This is a genomic window from Bradyrhizobium sp. PSBB068 (assembly GCA_016839165.1).
Classification (GTDB): Bacteria; Pseudomonadota; Alphaproteobacteria; order Rhizobiales; family Xanthobacteraceae; genus Bradyrhizobium.
The window spans coordinates 1,848,025-1,872,824 of record CP069300.1 but is presented as its reverse complement, the minus strand read 5'-3'; the positions used below and the strand labels follow the sequence as shown (position 1 = coordinate 1,872,824).

The 24,800-nt window shown below is 65.0% G+C and carries 18 protein-coding genes; 11 read left to right on the top strand and 7 right to left on the bottom strand.

What is annotated here, in order from left to right; all coding sequences use genetic code 11:
• Positions 1-144 precede the first annotated feature (144 nt).
• Positions 145-1,203, top strand: a complete 1,059-nt coding sequence (locus tag JQ507_08760; protein QRI71546.1) for a methyltransferase domain-containing protein — start codon at positions 145-147, stop codon at positions 1,201-1,203.
• Positions 1,204-1,261: 58 nt separating this feature from the next.
• Here the strand turns inward: JQ507_08760 and JQ507_08755 are convergent, their stop codons facing one another.
• From JQ507_08755 to JQ507_08735, 5 genes are all read right to left on the bottom strand, one after another.
• Positions 1,262-2,887: a L,D-transpeptidase gene (locus JQ507_08755; protein ID QRI71545.1), complete on the bottom strand. Its 1,626-nt coding sequence runs from the start codon at positions 2,885-2,887 to the stop codon at positions 1,262-1,264.
• Between the two features lie 163 nt (positions 2,888-3,050).
• A complete protein-coding gene (locus JQ507_08750) occupies positions 3,051-4,289 on the bottom strand; it encodes an MFS transporter (protein QRI71544.1) in 1,239 nt (412 codons plus the stop codon).
• 88 nt (positions 4,290-4,377) lie between these two features.
• Positions 4,378-4,893, bottom strand: a complete 516-nt coding sequence (locus JQ507_08745) for a PRC-barrel domain-containing protein (protein QRI71543.1) — start codon at positions 4,891-4,893, stop codon at positions 4,378-4,380.
• Positions 4,894-4,940: 47 nt separating this feature from the next.
• The gene (locus tag JQ507_08740; protein QRI71542.1) at positions 4,941-7,142 is read right to left on the bottom strand and encodes an amylo-alpha-1,6-glucosidase; all 2,202 of its coding nucleotides are present in this window, start codon (positions 7,140-7,142) and stop codon (positions 4,941-4,943) included.
• A gap of 85 nt (positions 7,143-7,227) precedes the next feature.
• Positions 7,228-8,991: an ABC transporter ATP-binding protein gene (locus JQ507_08735; GenBank protein ID QRI71541.1), complete on the bottom strand. Its 1,764-nt coding sequence runs from the start codon at positions 8,989-8,991 to the stop codon at positions 7,228-7,230.
• Positions 8,992-9,304: 313 nt separating this feature from the next.
• Here JQ507_08735 and JQ507_08730 point away from each other — a divergent pair, with 313 nt between their 5' ends.
• The 6 genes from JQ507_08730 (at position 9,305) to JQ507_08705 (ending at position 15,256) form a co-directional block, all read left to right on the top strand.
• Entirely contained in the window at positions 9,305-10,372 is a 1,068-nt protein-coding gene (locus JQ507_08730; GenBank protein ID QRI71540.1) for a glycosyltransferase family 4 protein, read from the top strand.
• Between the two features lie 301 nt (positions 10,373-10,673).
• Positions 10,674-11,927, top strand: a complete 1,254-nt coding sequence (locus JQ507_08725; GenBank protein QRI71539.1) for an ABC transporter substrate-binding protein — start codon at positions 10,674-10,676, stop codon at positions 11,925-11,927.
• A gap of 16 nt (positions 11,928-11,943) precedes the next feature.
• Positions 11,944-12,813: a branched-chain amino acid ABC transporter permease gene (locus JQ507_08720; GenBank protein ID QRI71538.1), complete on the top strand. Its 870-nt coding sequence runs from the start codon at positions 11,944-11,946 to the stop codon at positions 12,811-12,813.
• A complete protein-coding gene (locus JQ507_08715; GenBank protein QRI71537.1) occupies positions 12,813-13,799 on the top strand; it encodes a branched-chain amino acid ABC transporter permease in 987 nt (328 codons plus the stop codon). The genes JQ507_08720 and JQ507_08715 overlap by 1 nt, the downstream gene beginning before the upstream one ends.
• A gap of 10 nt (positions 13,800-13,809) precedes the next feature.
• Complete coding sequence (locus JQ507_08710; protein ID QRI71536.1) at positions 13,810-14,559, top strand: ABC transporter ATP-binding protein; 750 nt, start codon at positions 13,810-13,812, stop codon at positions 14,557-14,559.
• Positions 14,552-15,256 (top strand): ABC transporter ATP-binding protein, encoded by a 705-nt coding sequence (locus tag JQ507_08705; protein ID QRI71535.1) that lies wholly within the window; start codon positions 14,552-14,554, stop codon positions 15,254-15,256. Before JQ507_08710 ends, JQ507_08705 begins: the two co-directional genes overlap by 8 nt.
• A gap of 130 nt (positions 15,257-15,386) precedes the next feature.
• Here JQ507_08705 and JQ507_08700 read toward each other — a convergent pair whose 3' ends face one another.
• Both JQ507_08700 and JQ507_08695 read right to left on the bottom strand, forming a co-directional pair.
• Positions 15,387-17,330, bottom strand: a complete 1,944-nt coding sequence (locus JQ507_08700; protein ID QRI71534.1) for an MBL fold metallo-hydrolase — start codon at positions 17,328-17,330, stop codon at positions 15,387-15,389.
• A gap of 49 nt (positions 17,331-17,379) precedes the next feature.
• Positions 17,380-19,200, bottom strand: a complete 1,821-nt coding sequence (locus JQ507_08695; protein QRI71533.1) for an NAD(P)/FAD-dependent oxidoreductase — start codon at positions 19,198-19,200, stop codon at positions 17,380-17,382.
• Between the two features lie 125 nt (positions 19,201-19,325).
• Here JQ507_08695 and JQ507_08690 point away from each other — a divergent pair, with 125 nt between their 5' ends.
• The 4 genes from JQ507_08690 to JQ507_08675 all read left to right on the top strand — a co-directional run bounded on the left by JQ507_08690 (position 19,326) and on the right by JQ507_08675 (position 24,755).
• A complete protein-coding gene (locus JQ507_08690; protein QRI71532.1) occupies positions 19,326-20,114 on the top strand; it encodes an IclR family transcriptional regulator in 789 nt (262 codons plus the stop codon).
• A 436-nt stretch (positions 20,115-20,550) separates the two neighbouring features.
• Positions 20,551-21,948: an MFS transporter gene (locus tag JQ507_08685; protein ID QRI71531.1), complete on the top strand. Its 1,398-nt coding sequence runs from the start codon at positions 20,551-20,553 to the stop codon at positions 21,946-21,948.
• A gap of 154 nt (positions 21,949-22,102) precedes the next feature.
• Positions 22,103-22,552: a (2Fe-2S)-binding protein gene (locus JQ507_08680; GenBank protein ID QRI71530.1), complete on the top strand. Its 450-nt coding sequence runs from the start codon at positions 22,103-22,105 to the stop codon at positions 22,550-22,552.
• Positions 22,533-24,755 (top strand): xanthine dehydrogenase family protein molybdopterin-binding subunit, encoded by a 2,223-nt coding sequence (locus tag JQ507_08675; GenBank protein QRI71529.1) that lies wholly within the window; start codon positions 22,533-22,535, stop codon positions 24,753-24,755. Before JQ507_08680 ends, JQ507_08675 begins: the two co-directional genes overlap by 20 nt.
• Positions 24,756-24,800: the final 45 nt, after the last annotated feature.

Below are 24,800 nucleotides of genomic sequence, written 5' to 3'. Positions count from 1 at the left end.
GACTGGGATCCCAGCGGGCCGGTCACAATCACTTCATTGCTGCGAACCTTTCCGGCGATCGCGTCGCCCTACGGCTGGACGACGCATGCATGAAATTGCGAATGATGGACTTTTGACCAAACGCGATTGCGATGGAGAAACATCATGGACGTCAACCAAGAACGCCTCAATTCATTCATGGGAAAGATGATTGGCGATGTCGGTGCGGCGATGAACGCCTCGCTGATGCTGCTGGGCGACAAGCTCGGGCTGTACCAGGCACTCGCAAAGCAGGGACCGATGAATGCCTCGGCGCTGGCCAAGGCGACCGGAACGGCCGAGCGCTACGTGCAGGAATGGCTCTCGGCGCAGGCCGCCTCCGGCTACATCGAATATGACAGCAAGTCCGGGAAATTCTCGATGCTGCCCGAGCAGGCGCTCGCGCTTGCCGACGAGGACAGCCCGGTCTTCCTCGGCGCGGTGGGAAGCCTGGTCGGCGCGACGTTTCTCGACGAGCCGAAAATCACCGACGCGTTCAAGACCGGCAAGGGCGTCGGCTGGAACAAGCGCAACGAGTGCCTGTTCTGCGGCACTGCCCGCTTCTTCCGCACCAGCTACAAGCACTACCTGGTGCAGGAATGGCTGCCGGCGCTCGAAGGTGTCGTCGACAAGCTGAAGAAGGGCGCCGTCGTCGCCGACGTCGGCTGCGGGCACGGCGTCTCGACCCGGTTGATGGCGGAAGCGTTTCCAAAATCGACCTTCTACGGCTTCGACTATCACGACGGCTCGATCCAGACGGCGCGACAATCCGCGCGAGAGGCCGGATTGTCGGACCGCGTCCATTTCGAGACCCATTCTGCCAAGACATTCCCTGCCAAGGGGTACGATCTGGTGTGCTTCTTCGATTGCCTGCACGACATGGGAGATCCGGTCGGCGCCCTCAAGCACACCCGCTCTACCCTCGCCGACGACGGCACCTGCCTGTTGATCGAGCCGTTCGCCAACGACCGGCTGGAAGACAACCTCAATCCGATCGGGCGCGTCTACTACGCGGCCTCGACAATGATCTGCACGCCGGCGTCGCTGGATCAGGAGGTCGGGCTTGCGCTCGGCGCTCAGGCCGGAGAGGCCAGGTTGCGCGAGGTGGCACGCCAGGGCGGCTTCTCGCGCTTCCGCCGCGCGGCGGAAACGCCGTTCAACCTGATCCTGGAAGCGCGCCCGTAGTCGCCCCGAGCGATGGACGGCGGTGTCACGCCGCCGTCCATGCTCACAATGCGCCGGGCTACCAGTCCTGTTGCGATTGCCAGTAGTACTGGCCGCCGCGCCGGCGCGGATTGCCGGCTTGCGGATTGCCGTAATACGGCGTGCCGTACTGGGTCGGCGCCTGGGGATTGCCGTATTGCGGATAGCCGTACTGGGTACCGGACTGGGGATTCCAGCTGCGCCGGGAGAAGAAACCGAAACCGTCGTCGTCCGAGCTCGCAACCATGTCGTCGGTCTCCATCGGCCTGGTCGGCTTGCGCGTGATGAAACCGCCCTGGGGCTGGTTGCTCAAAACGGCGACGAACTCGGTGCGATAGTTGGTCTCGGCGCTCAATGGCTCATCCGAGATGATGATCGAGGAGCGCGGCACGACGGTCGGCGCGATCCGATCCAGCACATCCTGCGGGATGGTGACGCGGTCGAGCGCGTCCTTGGCGTTGTCGCCGTCGTCGATCGTCACCTCGGTCCAGCGCAGGCCGGAATCGTTGCGCGCCATCGCCGTGTAGATATGGGTGCCGATCGGCCGGTCCGGATCGCGAATGGTGACGGGAACCTCGATGCTTGAATCGAACACCTCGCCGCCGTCGGCCCATGGCTTGTGGGTGTTGCGCCGGACGTAGAGCTTCTGCGTCGCGCGGCTGATGTAGACCGAGACCGGCTCGAGCGCGAGCTTCGCTTCGGTCGCTGCCTTCTGGGTCTCGGTCTTCTTGGCCTCGGCCGCCTTGGCCGCGTCCTTTGCCGCTGCCGCGGCATCGAGCTTCGGCTTGGCGTCGCCCTGGGCGGCCTCGAATTGCGTGGTCGCCTCCGCGGCCTTGGCAGCCGCCTTCTGCTTCAGATCCTCGGCGCGCGCCTTGGCCTGATCGGTCTTGGCATTGGCGAGCGTCTTGTCGGCGAACGCAACGGCAGCATCGGCACGGGCCTTGGCCTGTTGCAGCTTGCGCAGCGAGGCCGGCGTGAACAGTGCGGCTTCCTTCGTGGCGGCGGCTGACGCCTTCTTGGCCTCGTCGGCGACCTTGGCGGCATCCGCGGCCTCGCGGGCCAGCGTCTCGGCACGCGCCGGAGCGGCGGCAATGGCCTGTGCGTTCGGCACGAACAGCGCCGGATGGCTGAAATCGACCGGGGCCACGTCATTCGGCGCGATGATCACCCGCATCCCGATCCGCGTCTTGTCGAACAGCTTCTCGGCAAAGTCGTAGGGCATCCGCACGCAGCCGTGGGAGGCCGCATAGCCCGGCAGCGGCCCACCATGCAACGCGACGCCATTCCAGGTGATGCGCTGCATGTTCGGCATCCAGGCATCGTCGTACATGGTTGAGTGATGGTCCTTGTCCTTCTCCACCAGCGCAAACACGCCGGCCGGCGTCTCGCGTCCCTTGACGCCGCTCGATACCGGCGCGCGGTAAATCCAGCCGTCGGCGTCGTAGACGGTCACCTTCTGGGCGCTGATCGACACGATCGCCATGATCGGCTCGCCCGCCGCGCGGGGCGCGGTCGCCTCGGCAGTTGCCGCTGGGCGCTGCTGCTTTGCAGCGACGCCGCCGGTCAATGACGCAAGTGTGACGATGGCCGCGAAAGTCACAAAGGCGGGAGGCCCCCAACGCCGCATCGTTCCGGTGATTTGCGCCGTCGTCCTACGATTTTCCATGCCGTTCCTCGGTCGAAATGCCTGCCCGCGCTACGCCGATCCGTACCAGATCACGATTTTGGATTGATTAATCCAGGGGACTGTCAGCTCGTTCCAGCAGCAAATCACTCATATATGACGGCGCATGCGTGAGGAAGGGTGCCTGGAGCCAAACCTGCCTCCGTCATGCCGTCCGCCGCGTCTCCGGCATCACCAGCCAGATCACGAGCAGCCCGAGCGCGGCAACGCCGGCGAGGCCCGTGAAGGCCGTGCCGCTGCCGAGCTTGTCGCTGACATAGCCGGCCAGCACCGTGCTGAGCGAAGCGCCGACGCCGACCGCGGTGCCGACGATGCCCTGTGCCAGGTTGAAATGGCCGCTGCCGAACGCGACGTCGGCCACGATCAACGGCACCATGACGCTGAAGATCGCCGCAGTGATGCCGTCGAAGACCTGCACCACGACCAGTAGATAGGGATCGCGCACCGTTGCGAACAACAGGCCGCGGATCACCAGCGAGGCGAACGCGATCAAGAGCAGCGGCCGCCGGCCCCAGGCCTGGGCCTTGCGGCCGACCGAGGGGGAACACAACGCGACGATCGCCTGCGGCACGATGATGCAGGCGGCGATCAGGACCGGCGCCCATTGGCTCGAACGCGTCGTCACCACGCCGGCCATCAACGGCAGCATCGCGGCATTGGCGAGCTGGAACAACAGCATCGCACCGGCGAAGATCAGCAGTGAGCGCTGCCGGACCAGGCCGAGGACGCTGGTTGCTTTCTTGTCCGGCACCTCGCGCTTCACCGCACCGTGGGCCTGCGCGATGTCGATCTCGCGCTCGCGGATCCGCGCCAGCGCCAACAGCGTCGGAATTGCCAGCAGGAAGGTGACGAGGAACACGGAACGGCTCGACAGGAAATAGCCGCAGGCCCCCATCAGCGCCGCGGCCGAGCCGCTGCCGAGCGAGGCGAACCGCGCGTTGCGGCCGAGCCGCTCGCCGATCGCCAGCGGCCCGACCAGGCCGAGGCTGATCGCGGCGATCGCCGGTCCCAGCACGCAGCTTGCAAGCGCGTGCAGCGTCGCGGCGAGCGTCACCACGGGAAAGATCGGCCACAGCGCGTAAGCCAGCGCAGCCGACCCGATCGCGGCCACCGCGCAGCCCGCGACCACGCGCTCCGAGCGCGCCGCATCGACGATCGCACCACCGGGTATCTGGCCGAGCAGGCCGACGATGCCCCCCATCGAGAGCACGAAGCCGATCTCGACCTGGGTCCATTTCTGGGTCGTCAGATAGACCGCGATAAACGGACCAAACCCGGTTTGCACGTCGGCCAGGAAAAAGACGAACCAGTCCAGCCCGCGCTGGCTTTCGCGCGACGGCGCACTCGGCTGCTCCGGGCCGGGCCGTTCAGCGACAATTGACACAACATGAGTGCCACCGGCAGATCGCTCGTCACGATCGTCGCCAACCGCCTCGAAGGAAGAGTTCGGACGCGCGACCAGCTTCTGCCCCCTAATGCTCGTAATCCCATGGATGGAGATTGCCGGCCGCGCCCAGCACGATCAGCGGCGTATCTTCCTTGTATTCAGGCGCAGCGCTCACCTGCTGCTTGTTGAGGTCCAGCGTGATGCTGTCGCTCTTGCTGGAAACGCCGGCGAACCGCAGCGCGTTCCAGTCGACCACGATCTTGCGGCTGCCGACCCCGAGAAAGCCGCCGAAATCGATCACCGCGGCGCGCACCTTGCCGTCGCGGTCGACGATGACGTCGACGATGCGACCCATGTCCTCATTGGCGGAACTGCGCACGTCGCGCCCGAGAATGCCGTGCGCGTCACGCGCGCCGATCACCGTCACCGACGGCGGTGGAGACTCCTTTGCCGCGGCGGCCGCTGGCGGCGCGGGAGTTTCCGCCGGCGCTTGGGCCGCTGCCGGCGGTGATGGTACCGGCGACGGCGACGCATCGTCGGCGGCGCGGACACCAGCACATGTCAGCAACGCCGCTGCAACAACCATGATCCTCGGACGCATGTTGCTCTCCCCACAATTTCCGTAGCGCGCGTGCCGCGCAGCGACGCTCAATGCGTCAACACGATCGACACCTGGATCTGGCCGCGCGTCCGCAACACTTCGAGTGACACCTCATCGCCGTGGCGGCGCAGCCGCAGATCGACGCTGGATGCGCCGAGCCTGAGATCGCGCAGCACCACGTCGTTGAGGAACTCCGGCAGGCACGGATCACGCAAGCGGATCTCGCCGCGCGCGGTGTCGAATTCCAGCCCGAGCGCGGCCTCCAGCAGCGTGAACGGCGTCGCGCTGGCCCACGCCTGCGGCGCGCAGGCCACGGGATAGAGCACCGGGCCGCGCCGGCGCTCGCGGCGGAAGCCGCAGAACAGCTCGGGCAGCCGCCGTAGCTCCATATAGCTCGCGGCGTCGAACAGCCCTTTGAAAAGATGCGCGACCGAACGCTTGAGGCCGTAGCGGGCCAATCCGAGCGCGATCAGCGCGTTGTCATGCGGCCAGATCGAGCCGTCGTGATACGACATCGGATTGTAGCGCGCTTCGCCGACGGCGACGGTTCGGATTCCCCAGCCCGAGAAGAATTTTTGGCTCATCAGATCCGCGGCGACCCGTCGCGCGCGGTCTTGGCGCACCATGCCGGAAAACAAGGTCTGTCCGGCATTCGACGTGCGCACCCTGCAGGGCTGCTTGGCGCCGTCGAGCGCGACCGCATAGGTGCCGAGCTCTTCGCACCAGAATGCCTCCTCGAACCGCGCGCGCAGCCGTTCGGCCTCGGCTTCGAGCTTCAACGCCTTGTCCGCAAAGCCGAGCGTGCGCGCCGCGCGCGCGGCGAGCTGCTTGCCGGCGAACACATAGCCCTGCACTTCAGCCAGCGCGATATTGCCCTCGGCAAGCGTGCCATCGGCGTGAAAGATGGCGTCGAAGGAGTCCTTCCAGCCCTGGTTCCGCAGTCCCTTTTCGGTGGCGCGCTGATACTCGACGAAGCCGTCGCGGTCGGGATCACCCGGACCGTCGATCCACTGCAATCCGGCCTCGACCGCCGGCCACAGCTCGCGCAACGTCTCGACGTCGCCGGTGCGCTCCAGATAGAGCCCCGCGAGCAGCACGAACAGCGGCGTCGAATCGACGCTGCCGTAATATTGCGCGAACGGCACCTCGCGCAGCGCGGCCATCTCGCCGCCGCGCATCTCGTGCAGGATCTTGCCGGGGGCGGCATCGGCGAGCGGATCGACCGCCTTGGCCTGGAACAGCGCCAGCCGCTTCAGAACGCCCTTGGCGATCCGCGGATCGACCCACAGCATCTGCAACGCGGTGATCAGGCCGTCGCGGCCGAACGTCGTCGAATACCAGGGAATACCGGCATAGGGATAACGGCCCTGCGGCGTCTCCGTCATCAGCATGTTGAGGTCGGCCATCGCCTGGCACAGCACCTCGTTGAAGATGTTGTTCGAGGTTTCGATCGAGGCCGCACCAGCCGACGAATTCCGCATCTCGCGCCGGTGCGCCAGGAGCCCGCGGAAAAACGGCACCGGCTTCTGCATGATCGGCTTGTTGCAGGACACTGCAACGAACAACGAGGTGAGCTGCCCCGGCTCGAGATCGAAATGATAGGTCGCGGCGTTGACCGACAGCCGGGTCGGCCGCGGATCGAAATGCAGCGCGGTGATCCGCGTCTGCTCGTCGAGACCGCAATACTCCAGCACCACGTCGGTCGGGCCGAGCAGCTTGCTCGAACCGATGCCACGCCGCGGCCGCCGCTCGCCGCGCACCTCGAACAGGTCGGCGAAGTCATTGTCGAACAGCAGCGTCAGATCGAAGCTCGCGGCATGATCGCCGTGGTTCTGCAGGCCAATGCGCTGATAGGCGGTGCCGCGCCACAGGAAGATCGAGCGCACGATGTGCAGCGTGTCCTTCTGCAACGTCAGGCGGCCGTCGCGATAGACGTCGGAATTGGTGAGATCGACCGTCAGCGCCGAATTGTCGTCGCGCATGTTGGAGCCGAGCAGCAAGGGCTGCACGTCCTCCAGCACCATTTCCAGCCGCGCGAGGTAGCGGGTGTCGGCGTTGAACAGGCCGTCCGGCCCGCCGGCCGAGGCGCCGATGTCGCCATGGCTATCGAGCACGATGAAGGTGTCGTCATGCTTGAGCGAGCGCCGCGGCCGCGCCGCCGGCCCGGTCATCGGAATGTAGAACGGCGATTCGGCTACGTGCTCAGTGATACGAGCGGTGATGATCTGCGTAACGACGTCAGCTGCCATCTGAACCTCTGGCGACTCTTCTCAGCTCGAATCCTAAGCTCAACGAACGCACGGGAACGCAAGCACAGGCTTGATGACGCGGGGATCAGGCCGCGCTGGTGGAAAGGCGGCCCATTTCGCGCGCCACGAGGTCGCGGTACGGACCCCTTCCCTTCACCAGGATATCGGGCGGACCGTCCTCGACGATCCGGCCGCCCTGCAGCACGACCACGCGGTCGAAGCTGCGCAGCGTCGCGAGGCGGTGTGCGATCGCGACCACCGTACGCCCGCGCATCAGGCGCGACAACGCCTCACGGATCGCCTCCTCGGATTCGGCATCGAGCGCCGCCGTGGCCTCGTCGAGCAGCAGGATCGGCGCGTCCTTCAGGAACGCGCGCGCGATCGCGATGCGCTGGCGCTGTCCGCCCGAAACCTTGACGCCGCGATCGCCGACGATGGTGTTCATGCCCTCGGGCAGGCTCTCGATGAAGTCGCAGCGCGCCGCGATCGCCGCGCGCAGCACTTCATCGTCGGTGGCGTCCGGCCGACCGTAGCGGATGTTCTCCAGGATCGAACGGTGGAACAGCGAGATGTCCTGTGGCACCACCGAGATTGCCGCACGGAGGCTCTGCTGGGTGACGCGCGAGATATCCTGGCCGTCGACCGCGATGCTGCCCTGCTCGACATCGTAAAAGCGCTGCAGAAGGGTAAATAGTGTTGACTTGCCGCCGCCGGACTGGCCGACCAGGCCGACGCGCTGGCCGGGCTGGATGCGGAGGCTGAAGCGCTCGAACACCTGCAGGCCGCCGGGATATCGGAACGACACGTTGTTAAACGCGATCGCTGCACCGCTCTTCACCAGCACCTCGGCTTCCGGATGGTCCTTCAGCTCGTGCGGCTGCAACAGCGTCGCCAGCGCCTCGGTGAGGCGCGCGACATGCTGGGTGACGTCGACCAGCGCAACGGCGAGATCGCGAGTCGCGCTGAGGATCGAGATGCCGAGCGTGCAGACCAGCACGACGTCGCCGGTCGTGGCCTGGCCCTGCTGCCAGAGCGAGAGCGCCCAGGCCAACATCGCAATAGTCAGAACGACGGTCACGGCAGCGTGAACGAGGCGGAGCTTTTCGAGATAGCGCAGGGAACGGCCGCGCGCGACCAGTTCCCGATTCACCGTCGCATCGAAGCGGTCGTGCTCGTAGCCGAGGCCGCAGAACGCGCGCACCAGCGGCAAATTGTTGATCACATCGACCATCTCGCCATCGACCGCGGCCGCCCGGTTGGCAAAATCGTCATGCAAGGGTCGGCCGGCGGCGGCCATGCGGAACATTGCCACCACCATGGTTCCCGCGATCAGGATCAGCACGGCTGACATTGTCAGGCTTACGGTCCCAACCAGGGTGATCGCGGCAAAGGTTGCGATGCACGGCGGCAACACATTCCATACGAACATGTTCTCGACTGTAAACACCGCGTTCGACGTCGCCGTGATCCGGCTGGTCAGCATGCCCGGCAGCCGGTCGGTGAAATAGCTCGGCGCGTGGCCGGTGAGATGGCGGAACATGTCGCGGCGCAGGTCGCCGGAGACGCTGACGAAGGTGTAGCTCGCGGTCCAGCTCGCGATCCGCCACAGGAAGTTGTCGGCGGCGATCAGCGACATGAGCAGCGCGAATGCCAGCCATACGCCATGCGCGGCCGACGGCCCGGCCGACAGCGCGTCGACCAGGTTCTTCACGCCATATTGCGTGCCTACCGAGCAGGCAACCGCTGCGACGACAGCCGACAAGATTACAACATGCGACGGAAGCCGCCGGCGCAGATAGCGCAGCACAAAAGGGAACGGGCGATGCGCGTATCCTGACAGATGGTCCATGACGTCCTGCAAAAGCTGTTGAAGGTGAACGAGAAAATTTTAATTGAAGCTCTCGTGCACGATGACGCGAAGGGCGGCGCTTGGATTTCTTGATGCAGCCATCACTGCGCAACAATTTTGCAACGCTGGCGTCGGCGAAAACCTGTTGGAGCGTGATGGCATCAGCAAGACCACAGTGTGATGGAAGAAAGAAGCGGCAGATCTCCCACACCTAAGGAACCTCGCACGTGCGAGAACGTTCCCGTCTTTGGCATGTCGGTGCCATCAGAGGGCTGAGGGCAGTTCATTCCACATTACAAACAGGAGACGGAGAATGCGCATCGCGCAGGTTGCCCCGCTGACGGAGGCTGTTCCCCCCAAGCTCTACGGCGGCACCGAACGGGTCGTGCACTGGCTGACCGAAGAACTGGTAACCCTTGGACATGACGTGACGTTGTTCGCCAGTGGCGATTCACAGACCTCCGCGAAGCTCGATGCGACTTGGCCGAAGGCACTGCGCCTCGACGGCTCCGTCCGCGATCCCAATGCGCTGCACATGGTGATGCTGGAACGCGTGCGGCAGAAGGCCGACGACGAGGAGTTCGACTTCCTGCACTGCCATCTCGACTATTATCCGTGGTCGCTGTTTGCGCGGCAGCCGACGCCGTTCGTGACCACGCTGCACGGACGGCTCGACCTGCCGGAGCATCAGCCGGTCTTCAACACTTTCTCCAAGATCCCGGTGATCTCGATCTCGAATGCGCAGCGCCGGCCGGTGCCGCAGGCGCACTGGGTGCGCACCATCCATCACGGCCTGCCGGAGAATCTGCTGACGCCGCAACCGGCCAGGCAATCCTATCTCGCCGTGCTCGGGCGCATCGCGCCGGAGAAAGGCGTCGATCGCGCGATCAGGATCGCAACCCGTTGCGGCATTCCGCTGAAGATCGCGGCCAAGGTCGATCGCGCCGACCAGGAATATTACGACGAGTTGATCAAGCCGCTGATCGCCGACAATCCGCTGGTCGAGTTCATCGGCGAAATCAGCGACCGCGAGAAGCCGGACTTTCTCAGCGGCGCGATCGGTCTGCTGGTTCCGATCGACTGGCCGGAGCCGTTCGGCCTCGTGATGATCGAGGCGATGGCCTGCGGCACGCCCGTCATCGCCTATAACCGCGGCTCAGTGCCGGAGATCATCGAAGATGGCCTGACCGGCTTCATCGTCGAGGACGAGATCAGCGCGATCTCCTCGGTCGGGCGCCTGTCGATGCTCAACCGCGACGCGATCCGCAAGCAGTTCGAGACCCGGTTCACCGCACGGCGGATGGCCCTCGATTATCTCGCCGCCTATCGCAGCCTGATGGAAGCCAAGCCGCGCTTCAAGCTGGTGGCAAGCGCGGAATAGAAGTTGCAGCGGTCGATCGAATAATCCGGCAGGCCGGCCGGCAGTGTCCGTGCCGGTCCGTTGGGTCATCCGATTATCAATAATACTGCCGTGTCCGTCGGCAACTCCCACGCATCGAAGTTGTCGGCATACGCGCGTCGCGTGATTGCTGCGACGCACCACTCGCAACGCGTTTGCTCAGCGCCCCGGCGGCTATCGTCTTTGCGATTGGCAAATTACGTGCTCTTATGCGCCCCGCTTGAGCCAAAAATAATAAGCGAGCGGACGGAGAGCCGCGCCGTGGTCGCACAGGGGGAACGCCATGACAGAGGACCGCAAGCCGCCGGCCATTAATAATGTCGCACCGTCCAAAGCCTCGCAGAAGAAGCTGAACCGCCGCAAATTCCTCGCCCGGACCGGTGGCGTGCTCGCAGCCGGCGCATTCGGCGCGGTCCCGATCCGGGGCTGGGCCGCCGATCCGATCAATATCGGCGCGCTCTATCCGACCACCGGCAGCATGGCGCAGATCGGCACCGGCTGCGTGGCCGCGGCGAAGCTCGCGGTCGACATGGTCAACGAGGCCGGCGGCATCAAGTCGCTCGGCGGCGCCAAACTCAACCTCATCGTCTCCGACGTGCAGAGCGACACCACGGTGACGCGCACCGAGACCGACCGTCTCATCACCGGCAACAAGCTGTCGGCGATCCATGGCTGCTACGCCAGCGCCCTGACCTTGATCGCGAGCGAGGTGTGCGAGCGCGCTCACGTTCCGATCATCACCGGATCGAGCTCCGACCAGCTCAACAAGGGACGCAGCTACACTTTCACGCCGTTCGCACGCGCCTCGCAATTCGCCAAGGCGCAGTTGCAGATGGCCAAGCTCGTCAGCGATCAGGCCAAGGTCGCCGTCATCTTCGAGAACACCGCGTTCGGCACCTCGACCTCGAACGGGCTGAAGGAGCTGGCGCCGGGCGAAGGCGTCGAGATCGTGATGTTCGAGCCCTACTCGGCCGGCTTCACCGATGCCAGCCCGCTGATCAACAAGGTCAAGGCCTCCGGCGCCAACACGCTGTTCTCGCTGTCCTACCTCAACGATCTCATCCTGATCGTGCGCACCGTGAAGCAGGTCGGACTCAACATCGCGATCAATGGCGGCTCGGGCGGCTTTGTGATGCCGGACTTCTACAAGAACGTCGGCAAGGCGGCCGAGGGCCTGCAGGGCGTCGCGCACTGGAACCACGACGTCAACGACGATGCGCAGAAGGTCAATGCCGAATTCAAGAAGCGCACCGGCGAGTTCGCGTTCGAATATGCCGGCGGGCTGGTCGCGCAGACCTTCATGCTGGCCGACGCGCTGGAACGCGCCGCCTCCGCCGACCCGAAGAAGGTGCGCGAGGCACTCTCGACCCTGGACGTCTCCTCGGGCTTTGCCGCGATGGCGCCGGGCGGCAAGGTGAAGTTCGGCCCCGACGGCAAGAACGTCTATGGCCGTCCGGTCGGCGTGCAGTGGCAGAACGCCGACCTCGCCAGCATCTTCCCCAAGGAAGACGCCCGCGCCCCGCTGATGAAGACCTGAACCACGGTCGCATCGCATGTGGGAGACACTGGCCCAGGCTGTCATCAACGGCCTGCTCATCGGCGGCATCTACGCGCTTGTCAGCATCGGCGTCACGCTGATCTTCGGCGTGGTCAAGATCGTCAATTTCGCCCAAGGCGAGTTCGTGATGATCGGGATGTACATCTCGTTCTTCCTCGCCACCCAGTTCGGCATCGATCCGCTGGTCTCGCTGGTGGTCTCGATGCCGGCGCTGTTCCTCGCCGGCGTCCTGATCCAGCATTTCCTGATCCGCAGGGTGCTCGGACCGAACGACATGCCGCAGATCTTCCTGACCTTCGCGCTGTCGCTCTTGCTGTTGAACCTCTCGCTGATGTTGTTCAGCGCCAATTACCGCACCGTCCACACTTTCTATTCGGACGAAGCGTGGCACATCGGCGGGCTGTATGTTCCCGTGGCCAAGCTGATCGCCTTCGCGGTCGCGATGGCGCTGAGCGGCCTGCTCTGGGTATTCCTGCACACCACCGATCTTGGCCGCGCCATGCGTGCGGCATCGCAGAACCGCGACGTCGCGATGCTGATGGGGATCAATCCGAACCGCGTGTTCGCGGTCGCCTTCGGCACCGCGCTGGCGCTCGCAGGCGCCGCCGGCTCGCTCCTGATGCCGTTCTATTCGGCCTATCCATTCGTCGGCCAGGTATTCGTGCTGATGGCGTTCGTCGCCGTCGTGATGGGGACGCTCGGCAATGTGATGGGCGCGCTGGTCGCGAGCCTGATGATGGGGATTGCGGAATCGCTCGGCATCCAGTTCGTCGGCGCCGATTCCGGGCTGATCGTGGTGTTCGCGCTATTGCTCTTAACGCTTGCCTTCAGGCCAAGCGGCCTTGGCGCCAGGAGGGGCCGCTGATGCAGACGTCAGGCACATTGAAATGGCTTGGGCTCGCGATCGGCGCGGTCGTCATGCTGGCGCTGCCCCAAATCGTCACGTCGTCGTTTGCGATCGACATCTTGATCCGCATCTTGCTGTTCTCGTTCATCGGCGTCGCCTGGAACCTGATGGGCGGCTATGCCAAGCAGCTTTCGCTCGGGCACGCCGCGTATTTCGGCCTCGGCGCCTACACCTCGACCATCATGCAAGTGAATTACGGCATCTCGCCCTGGATCGGGATGATCGCGGGCGGTGTGGTGGCAATGCTGGCGAGCCTGCCGATCGGCTGGCTCTGCTTCCGCCTGCGCGGCCCCTATTTCACCATCGCGACGATCGCGACGGCCCAGGTGCTGATGCTGATCTTCCTCAAGTTCCGCGACTTCGCCTGGGGCGCCGAGGGCACCACGATCCCGAACCTCGGCAGCGCGCCGCTGATGATGCAGTTCGAGGAGAAGTCGTCGTATTACTACGTCGTGCTCGGCTTGCTCGTGGTCGGACTGTGGATCACCCACAGGATCGAGAAATCCTGGATCGGCTACTACCTCGTCGCGATCGGTGAGGATGAAGATGCGGCTGAGGCGATCGGCGTCAACGCGCCGAAGGTCAAGCGGGACATCTACATGATCAGCGCGTTCCTGACCGCGCTCGCCGGCACCTTCTACACCCAGTACATCTACTTCATCGATCCTGCGACCGCGTTCAGCTTCAACGTCTCGATCGAGGCCGCGCTGGTGTCGATCGTCGGCGGCATCGGCACGCTGTGGGGCCCCGTGATCGGCACTGTGCTGCTGGAAACCACCTCGGCGCTGCTGCAGAGCTGGCTCGGCAGCTCGGTGGGCGGCATCCAGCTCACGGTCTACAGCCTGATCCTGATGGCGGTGATCCTGTGGCGGCCGACCGGGCTGATCGGGTTTGCGACCGATCTCTATCGCCGCTGTGTCCGGCGCCAGCCGGCGCGCGCCTGAGGTCGCCCCGATGGCAGAAGCATTGGTCGTCAGGGGTCTCAGCAAGCGTTTCGGCGGCCTGCGCGCCGTGCAGGACGTCAGCTTCACCGTGCAGGAGAACGAGACGGTGGCGCTGATCGGGCCGAACGGGGCCGGCAAGACCACGAGCTTTCACTTGATCACCGGATTTCACCGGCCGGACTCAGGCTCGGTGCTCGCCTTCGGGCAGGAAGTCGTGGGGCTCAAGCCGCATGACGTCTGCGCGCTCGGCATGGCGCGCACCTTCCAGGTCGCAAAGCCGTTCGGCGCGATGACGGTTCTTGCCAATGTGATGACCGGCGCGTTCCTGCGCGACCGCCATATCGCCGCCGCCCGCAGCAAGGCGCGCGAAGCAATCGAATTCGTCGGCCTCGGCGCCAGGGAGCAGACCCCGGCCAAGGACCTCACCACCATCGACCAGCGCCGGCTCGAGATGGCCCGCGCGTTGGCGACGCAGCCCAGGATCCTGCTGCTTGACGAGGTGATGGCCGGGCTCAACCCGGCCGAGATCGATCAGGCGGTGGCGCTGGTCAAGAAACTCTCCGCAAGCGGCCTGACCATCGTGATCGTCGAGCATGTGATGCGCGCGATCATGGCGGTGGCGCGCCACATCGTGGTGCTCGACCACGGCCAGAAGATCGCCGAGGGCGCGCCGAAGGAGATCGTGGAGAATACGGAGGTGATCCGCGCCTATCTCGGCTCCTACGTGCATCCGCCGGCGCCGGGAGACGCACATGCTTGAGCTCTCCGGCGTCAGCGCGAGCTACGGCTCGGTCCCTGCCATCACCGATGTCAGCATCGCCATTGGCGAGGGCGAAGCCGTCGGCCTGTTGGGCGCCAACGGTGCCGGCAAGAGCACGACGCTGCGCGCCGTCTCCGGCCTCGTCAAACTGTTCGCAGGCAAGGTCACCTTTGACGGCGTCGACCTCGCGACGCTGCCGCCCTACCGGATCCCCGAGCTCGGCATCGCACACGTCCCGGAAGGCCGCCAGGTCTTCCCCGAGATGACGGTGCAGGAGAATCTCGAGATCGGCGCCTATACGCCGAAAGCGAAGGCGGATCGCGCGCGCACGATGGAGCTGGTCTACAGCATCTTCCCGCGGCTCGCCGACCGCCGGAAACAGCTTGCCGGCACCATGAGCGGCGGCGAGCAACAGATGGTCGCGGTCGGACGTGGCCTGATGCTGAAGCCGCGCCTGCTGATGCTGGACGAGCCCTCGCTTGGCCTCGCACCCGTGATGACCGACGTGACCTTCGAGAAGATCGGCGAGATCCACAAGATGGGCACCGCGATCCTGCTGGTCGAGCAGAATGTCAGCCGCGCGCTGTCGCTGGTGCAGCGCGCCTATGTGCTGGAAAGCGGCAATGTGATCATGCAGGGCACCAGCGCCGAGCTCGCCGACAACAAGCAGGTGCAGGCGGCGTATCTCGGGATTTGAGATGTCCGTTCGTCATTCCGGGGCTCGCGTAAGCGAGAGCCCGGAATCCATCGATCCGCGGGGTTGCGGCCCGATGGATTCCGGGCTCGCGCCAAGAGGCGCGCCCCGGAATGACGACTTCGTTTCGGCACTACCTCACCACAGTCCGCTTCGGCTCGACGATCTCCCACATCCGTGGGAATTCATCCATCAGCATCATCAACTCGCCGAGCCGCAGCGGCTCGCCGGACACCTTGACCTTGCCGGCGGCGACGGCTTCCGGGAACGTGGTCAGCTTGGCGATGACCTCGTCGAGCACGCTGCGCGCCAAGGTGAAGCCGGCGTGCGCATCGGGTGCCTGCGTGCCCTTGACGTAGGTCAGCGCGGAGTTCTCGAGATTGAGCACGAAGCTCTCGCCTGTGTCGGTAAAATTCCAGTTCAGCACGATGCGCTTGCCTTCGGCCTTGGGGCCGTTGAGGCGAATGCCGAGCACGTCCCAGAGCTGCTCGGTGCGCAGCGCGGCCAATGTCTCGCGCGGCATCGGCGAACGCGGCGGCGTCTTCGGCATGCCCTGCCGAAGCTCCTGGGCGCCGAACAGATAGGCATTGCGCCAGGTCGAACTCTCCGCGGCGTAGCCGAGCTGCTCGAACGTGTCGGCCAGCAGTGCACGGGCCGCCTGGTTGTCGGGCTCGGCGAACACCAGATGGCTGACGGCCTGCGCAACGAAGCGGAATTCGCCCTTGGCGAAGTCAGCCGCGGCGCGCTTCAGGATCGCGTCGGCGCCGCCCATATACTCGACATATTTCTTGCCGGCCTCGACCGGCGGCAAGGAATCGAGATTGACGGGGTTTGCGTCGTACCAGCCGAGATACTTCTGGTAGATCGCCTTCACATTGTGCCGGATGTGACCGTAATAGCCGCGGCCGTGCCAGGCCCCCTCCAAACTCTGCGGCAGCCGGATCGTCTCGGCGATCTCGGCGGCATTCAGCCCGTGGTTCATCAGCCGGATGGTCTGGTCGTGCGCGTATTTGTAGAGGTCGCGCTGCTCGCGGATCATGGTGTCGATCCGCTCCTGCCCCCACACCGGCCAGTGATGCTGGCCGCACATTGCCTCGGCCTTGCCGCCCCACATCTGCAAGGCTTCGCCGAGATATTTCGACCATGCCAGCGCATCGCGCACGTCGGCGCCGCGGAACGGCAGCAAATTATGGAAATTGTGCGTGCAGTTTTCCGCGAGGTTCAACAGCTTGTAGCGCGGGATGAAGAAGTGCATCTCCGCCGGAGCCTCGCTGTTCGGCGCCATCTGGAATTCGAACTCGACGCCGTCGATCACGCGCTTGTCGCCGGTCGCGATGATCAGGTCGGTCGGCCGCAGCAGCGCCACGCCACCGGCCGCCATGGTCTTGCCGAGGCCGCAATCGACCTGGCCGCGCACGCCCTTGGCGAGGAACGGCCCGAACTGGTATTGCGCGCGGCGCAGCATCGCCGGACCCGCGATGATGTTCTCGGAGACCGCATGCTCCATGAAGAAGTTCGGCGCGATGATTGGCACGCCCGCCGCGAGCATGGCGTCGTCGAGCACGCCGCGGGCGCCGCCCCAATGGTCGGTGTGGGTATGGGTGAAGATGACAGCGGCGACCGGCCGCTTGCCGCGATGCTGGAAATACAACTCCATCGCGGCGCGGGCGCCCTCGATCGAGGTCAGGGTGTCGACCACGATGACGCCCTTGTCGCCCTCGATCAGCGTCATATTGGCGATGTCGAGGCCGCGCACCTGATAGACACCGGGCACCACTTCGAACAGGCCGTGATGCATGTTCAGTCGCGACTGCCGCCACAGGCTCGGGTCGACGGTCGCGGGCGCTTTCTCCTCGGACAGGAAGCCGTAGGGCTCAAGGCTCCAGACCACCCTGCCCTGCGCCGAGGTGACGCGGGCGTTCTCGATAGTGCCGAGAAAGCCGCGCGCGGCATCGTCGAAATCCCTGGTGTCGGCGAACGGCAGCGCCTTCAACCTCGCCTCGTGCTGCGCGATGACCGGCGCGGATGCCGCCTTCGGACCATCGTGCGAGGTTTCACCTGCGGTTGTCTGGGTCATACTCGAGCACTCCCTCGTTGGGCAGACATCAGTCCCGGCCGTGCTTCACTCAGCGGAATTGCACGCCTTCGAACTGGCCGCTGCTGCGCCACTCGTCGATATATTTGAAATAGGCCAGCGCGCCCGCCGGATAACCGACATTGAGCTTGGCCGCAGGCCCGGGCTCGCGTCCCTCATTGTTGTAATAGCCGGGCGTGCAATCGGGGCCGCCGATCATCCGGCCGACCGCGGTCAGCAGCAACTCGACCCAGCGGTCCTCGGCGTCCTTGCTGACTTCGATTTCCCTGAAGCCATTGGCCTGTGCGTGTCCGACCATCAGGGCGATGGTGCGCGCGGCTTCGGTCAGATTGTGCGGCACGTTGGAGATCAGATTGGCGCCCTGCGTTGGTTGCACGAAGAACAGGTTGGGGAAGCCATGGACGTGGATGCCGTGCTTGGTGCGCATGCCCTCGCCCCAATAATCCGACAACTTGATGCCGTCGCGGCCCGTCGCGTCGAATCCCGCCCGCCGCTTGTATTCGGTGCCGACTTCGAAACCCGACGCGTAGATGATGCAGTCGAGCTTGTATTCCTTGCCGGCGACGACGATCCCGTTCTCGGTGATCTCCTCGACGCCCTTGCCGTCGGTATCGACCAGATGGGTGCCCGGGGTGTTGAACGCCTGCAGATAGGCATCGTGGAAGCATGGCCGCTTGCAGAGCTGGCCGTACCAGGCCTTGAGATTCCTGGCCGTCTCGGGATCGCGGACGATGGTGTCGACCCGGTTGCGGATCTCCTCCATCTTCTCGAAGTCGGAATCCTCGAACGCCGCCCGCATGTTTTCCACGCTGCGCTGCTCGCGCGGCAGCAGCATGATCTTGGCGCGGATCCGCTTCGACAGGTCGGTCCAGCCGTCCTGCACCAGATCCTCTTCGGCCGATCCGCCGGCCTGGTTGGCGGTGAAGTTCTCCAGCCAGCGCTGTTGCCAGCCCGGGGTTGCGATATCGGCAAACCAGGCGGGATCGATCGGGCCGTTGCCGCGCACGTCGACCGAAGACGGCGTGCGCTGGAATACGTAGAGCTCCTTGCAGGCACGCGCGAGGTGCGGAATGCATTGCACCGACGTTGCGCCGGTGCCGATGATGCCGACGCGCTTGTCGGCAAGCTTGTCCATCAGCGCGCCCCGGGGATCGCCGCCGGTGTAGTCGTAATCCCAGCGGCTGGTATGGAACGAGTGGCCCTTGAAGCGCTCGATGCCGGCAATGCCGGGCAGCTTCGGCACATGCAGCGGGCCGGTGCCGATGCCGACATATTGCGCGGTGAAGGTGTCGCCCCGCGTCGTACGGATGATCCAGCGCGATTGCGCGGCGTCCCAATCGAGGCCCGTCACCTCGGTGTGAAACAGCGCATTGTCGTAGAGATTGAACTGCCGCCCGATCCGCTGGCAGTGCGCCAGGATCTCCGGCGCATGCGCGTATTTCTCCGACGGCATGTGGCCGGTCTCTTCGAGCAGCGGCATGTAGACCATCGACGCGGTGTCACACTGCGCGCCGGGATATCGGTTCCAGTACCAGGTGCCGCCGAAATCGCCGCCCTTCTCGACGATGCGGACATCCTTGACGCCGGCCTCGGTCAGCCGCGCCGCAGTGGCGAGCCCGGCAAAGCCGCCGCCGATAAAGGCGAAGGTGACGTGATCCGTCTTCGGTGCGCGCTCGACCACCGGCGTGTAGGGATCCTCGAGATAATGCGCGAGCTGGCCCTTGATCTGGAGATACTGGTCATTGCCGTCGGGACGGAGCCGCTTGTCGCGCTCCTCGCGGTACTTCGAGCGCAACCGCTCCTTGTCGATCGCGGCGGGCTTTGCGTCTCGGGCTTGCTCGGTCATCGTCATCGGAAGGGCGCCTCGTTCCAGCGGTTTTTTTGTCCTTGTTCCCGGCAGATAAACAAATCTCGACACGACTTGCAAATTCATTTCGATATCTTGACAGATTGGCTAACCGGAGATCATTATTTTGCATGACAGTGATTTCTCCTGCCGAAATTCAGGCGGATCCGTCCTTTGCGACCACGCTGGCCCATGGGCTCGACGTGCTCGCGGCCTTCCGCCGTCACCCGGGCTCGCTGTCGAATGCCGAGCTTGCGCTGCACACCGGCCTGTCGCGGCCGACGGTGTCGCGGCTGACCTATACGCTGGAGCAGCTCGGCTATCTCAGGCGCGACGCCAAGGGCCGCTTCGTGCTCGGGCTCGGCGCGCTCGCCGCCGCCTATCCGGTACTGTCCTCGCTGAAGGTGCGCCAGCTTGCCCGCCCGCTGATGCGCGACTTCGCCACCTATGCCGGCGGCACGGTGTCGATCGCAATGCCGTTCGGGATCGACTTCATCTATGTCGAGACGCTGCGCACGACGGATACGGCGCCGCATGTGCCCGACGTCGGCTTCGTCAGCACACTGGCGCCGACCGCGGTCGGACGCGCTCTGCTGTCGTTATTCACCGAGCCGGAGCTCGGCGCCTATGTGGCGCGCGTCAAGGCCGAGCGCCCAGATGAATTCGATTACGTGCAGAAGCGCACGTTGCCGGATGTGGAGTTATGCCGCCAGCGCGGCTTTGCCATCTCACTCGGCGAATGGCGGCGCGAGATCTTCGGCGTTGCCGCCCCGCTCTATCGCACGCCGGGCGGCGAGTGCCTGTCGGTCAATTGCGGCGTCCCTTCCTATCGCTTCAGCGCCGAGCAGATCGAGCGTGAATGCGGCCCGCGCATCCTCGGTCTCGCCCGCAGCATCCGCGCGCTGGTGATGGAAGAATAGAGCGCGCCGCATGCCCACTTTCGTCATTCCGGGGCTCGCCGCAGGCGAGAACCCGGAATCCATTTGGCCGCATGGTTCGTGGAAGAACGGATTCCGGGTTCCACGCTAACGCGTCGCCCCGGAACGACATGTGGAGAGGGCGAAACGAAATCCAAAGCTCGATCGATTCACGTCACGAGAATCCATCTCTGCGAGTTGTTGTTATTGGAGCGTGAACAAACTCGCCGTCGTCCTGGCGAAAGCCAGGACCCATTACCCCGACTGCCAATTGTTGCACGACGCTGTAGCGACGATCCCTCTCACAACATCCATTCGTGATTATGGGTCCTGGCGTTCGCCAGGACGACGGCGGACTTCGCATATGCATCATGCAATGCTGCGGCTGTGGAACGGGATGCCGGCGTAGTACATGGCGGTCCCGGAGACAGTTTCAGGCATGCTCGAGAAGACCCCGACCACCGCGGCAGCGGCGCCGATCACCGATGGATTGCCGTGGGAACGGCGGCGCTGGGCGGTGGCCGCGATCTTCACGGCGCTGGCGATGGCCTCGCTCGACACCGCGATCGCCAACATCGCGCTGCCCGCGATCGCCAGCGATCTGCATGTAAGCCCTGCCGAAGTGGTCTGGGTCGTCAATGTCTATCAGATCGCGCTGGTCGCGACGCTGCTGCCGCTCGGCGCGCTCGGTGAAATCGTCGGCCACCAGCGGATCTATCTCGGCGGCCTGCTGCTGTTCACATTGGCGTCACTCGGCTGTGCGCTGGCGTGGTCACTGCCGAGCCTGCTGGTCGCGCGGACCCTGCAAGGGCTCGGCGCCAGCGGCCTGATGAGCGTCAACACCGCGCTGGTGCGCTTCGTCTATCCGAGCCGGATGCTCGGCCGCGGCTTCGGCCACAACGCGCTGGTCGTTGCGACGGCGTTCACATTGGGACCGACCATCGCCTCCGGCATCCTCGCGCTCGGCCCATGGCCGTGGCTGTTCGCCGTCAACATTCCGTTCGGCATCATCGCATTGCTAATCGGCATGAAGACGCTGCCGAAGACGCCACGCGCCAAACACGCCTTCGACTTCCTCGGTGCAGCCCTTGCCTGCGCCTGCCTCGGCCTCTTCATCATCGGCATCGGCAGTGCCGCCCACAAGACCGCGCCATCGCTTGTCATCGCCGAGCTGATCGGAGCCATCCTGTTCGGCTGGATCCTGACCCGCCGCCATGCCGATCATCCGGCGCCGATGCTGCCGATCGACCTGTTCCGCCGCCCGATCTTCGCGCTGTCGGCCGCGACCGCAGTCTGCTCATTCGCTGTGCAGGGCCTCGCCTTCGTGTCGCTGCCGTTCTATTTCGAGGACATCCTGCATCGCTCGCAGGTCGAGACCGGCTTCTTCATGACGCCTTGGCCGCTGGTGGTTGCGTTCATGGCGCCGATCGGGGGCCGGCTGTCGGATCGCTATCCGGCCGGCATCCTCGGCGGCATCGGCATGCTGTTGCTGGGCCTTGGCATGGTGCTGCTCGCGACCCTGCCGGCCGAACCCAGCGTCGCCAACATCGTCTGGCGCACCATGATCTGCGGCATCGGTTTCGGCTTCTTCCAGACCCCCAACATGAAGGCGATCATGGCGAGTGCGCCGTCGCATCGCAGCGGCAGCGCCAGCGGCATCGTTGCGACCGCGCGGCTGACCGGGCAGACGATCGGCGCCGCCCTCGCCGCCCTCTGTTTTGCCCTGGCCGATCGCGAGGGCGCCACCGTCGCACTGGCATTGGGCGCAGGCTTCGCCGCACTCGGCAGCGTGATGAGCTTCCTGCGCCTGGCCGTCGCCTCACCGCAAAAGACATAACAGGCATGTAGCGCGCGCAGAGGCGCGACCTTACACCGCTGCATCAACTTTCTTCCGCACTGCAAGCGCATATTCTTGATTTGAACCGTTCCAGTTTCGAGGCCAACATCGCGCTGAAGTCCAGTCGGAGGATTGGACCATTCAGGGGAACGCGATGGCAAACCTCAAGATCAACGGCAAGACAACCACGGTAGACGTCGAGGACGACACGCCACTGCTCTGGGCGATCAGAGAGAATGTCGGACTGACGGGGACCAAATACGGCTGCGGCATTGCACAATGCGGCGCCTGCACCGTGCATGTCGACGGGGTCGCGATGCGCTCCTGCGGTGTCACGGTCGGCGAGGTGGCCGGCAAGGACATCACCACGATCGAGGGTCTCGCGGCGGGCGGCGTGATGCACAAGGTGCAGCTCGCCTGGATCGCCAGCGACGTGCCGCAATGCGGCTATTGCCAGAGCGGCATGATCATGGCCGTCGCGGCACTCCTGAAGGAGAACCCGAAGCCATCAGACGATGACATCAACGACGCCATCACCAACATCTGCCGCTGCGGCACCTTCCAGCAGGTGCGCGAGGCGATCCATGCTGCCGCGAACGCGTGAGGAAGCAGCCATGAATCTGCAAGTCAACCAGCACGTCAAGCTCAATCGCCGCGCCTTCGTGATCGGCACGGCCACCGCCGGCGCCGGCCTCGCGCTCGGCCTCGATCTGCCGTTCGGCGGCCCAGCCGTGGTCCGCGCAGCCGATGGCGCGCCTGAAGTGAATGCCTGGGTCGTGATCCGGCCCGACGATACCGTGGTGATCCGCATCGCCCGCTCCGAGATGGGTCAGGGCACGCTGACCGGCCTCGCTCAGCTTGTCGCTGAAGAACTGGAATGCGACTGGTCGAAGGTCACCACCGAATATCCGACGCCCGGCCAGAGCGTCGCCCGCAAGCGCGCCTGGGGCGATTTCTCGACCGGCGGCAGCCGCGGCATCCGCACCTCGCAGGACTATGTCCGCAAGGGCGGCGCCACCGCGCGCGTGATGCTGATCCAGGCCGCGGCCAATGAGTGGAAGGTGCCGGCCGCGGAGTGCAAGGTCTCCAACGGCGTCATCACCCACACGGCGTCGGGCAAGACCACGACCTACGGCAAGGTCGCGGAAGCCGCCGCCAGGCTCGAGCCGCCGGCCGACGTCAAGCTGAAGGATCCGAAGGACTGGACCATCGCCGGCAAGGGCCTGAAGCGGCTCGATACCGTCGACAAGACCACCGGCAAGATGATCTATGGCATCGACGTCAAGCTGCCGGGCATGCTGAACGCCGCGATCAAGGACTGCCCGGTGTTCGGCGGCAAGGTGAAGAGTTTTGACGAAGCCAAGATCGCCAACATGAAAGGCGTCAAGAAGGTGGTGCCGGTCGGCGACAGCGCTGTTGCCGTCGTCGCCGACACCTGGTGGCGCGCCAAGACTGCGCTGGATGCGCTGCCGATCGTCTGGGACGAAGGCGACAACGCAAAAGTCTCCAGCGAGACGATCGCGAAGTGGCTTGCCGAAGGTCTCGACAATGCGCAGCCGGCCTATGTCGGCAACCAGAACGGCGATGCCAAGGCAGCGATCGCAAGCGCGGCCAAGAAGGTCGAAGCGGTCTACAGCTACCCCTACCAGAACCACGCCACGATGGAGCCGATGAACGCCACCGTGCTCTACACGCCTGACAAATGCGAGGTGTGGTGCGGCACGCAGAATGGCGAGGCGGCGTTCGCCGCAGCGCTCGAGGCCTCCGGCCTGCCCGCCGAGAAGGTCGACGTGCACAAGCTGATGCTCGGCGGCGGCTTCGGTCGGCGCGGCATGACCGACTATGTCCGGCAGGCGGTGGCGATCGCCAAGCAGATGCCGGGCACGCCGATCAAGCTGCTGTGGTCGCGCGAAGAGGATATGCAGCACGGCAAATATCACCCGGTCACGCAGTGCAAGCTGACCGGCGCGTTCGATGCCGACGACAACCTGGTGGCGCTGCACTACCGGTTGTCCGGCCAATCCATCCTGTTCTCGGTGCGCCCGGAAGCGCTGCAGAACGGCATGGACCCCGCCGCGTTCCAGGGCGTCGCGCAATCCGGCGAAGCCGCGATCGGCTATTCGGTGCCGAACCTGCTGGTCGAGCATTCGATGCGCAATCCGCACGTCCCGCCGGGCTTCTGGCGCGGCGTCAACGTCAATCACAACGCGATCTACATGGAATGCTTCATGGACGAGCTTGCCCAGGCTGTCGGCCAGGACCCGCTCGAATTCCGGCGCAAGCTGATGGGCAAGAATCCCAAGCATCTTGCCGTGCTCAATGCGGTCGCTGAGAAGATCGGCTGGGGCACGCCGGCGCCGCAGGGCGTTTATCGCGGCATCGCGCAGGTGATGGGCTATGGCAGCTATGTTGCCGGCGCCGCCGAGATCTCGGTGACCGACGGCAGCAAGATCAAGGTGCATCGCATCGTCGCCTCCACCGATCCCGGCTATGTCGTCAATCCGGCGCAGGTGGAGCGGCAGATCGCGGGCTCCTTCGTCTATGGTCTCAGCGCGCTGTTCTACGGCGGCTGCACCGTGAAGGACGGCCGCATCGAGCAGACCAATTTCGACACCTACAACTCAATGCGCATCAACGAAATGCCGAAGGTCGAAGCTGTGATGGTGCCGAGCGGCGGGTTCTGGGGTGGCGTCGGCGAGCCGACCATCGGCGTTGCGGCGCCGGCGGTGCTCAACGCCTATTTCGCCGCGACCGGAAAGCGCATCCGCTCTTTCCCGCTGCGCAACCAGAACATCTCCTTCGCCTGATCAAACCCGAAGCGGCGGCCTGAGCGGCCGCCGCTTCCTTATTCC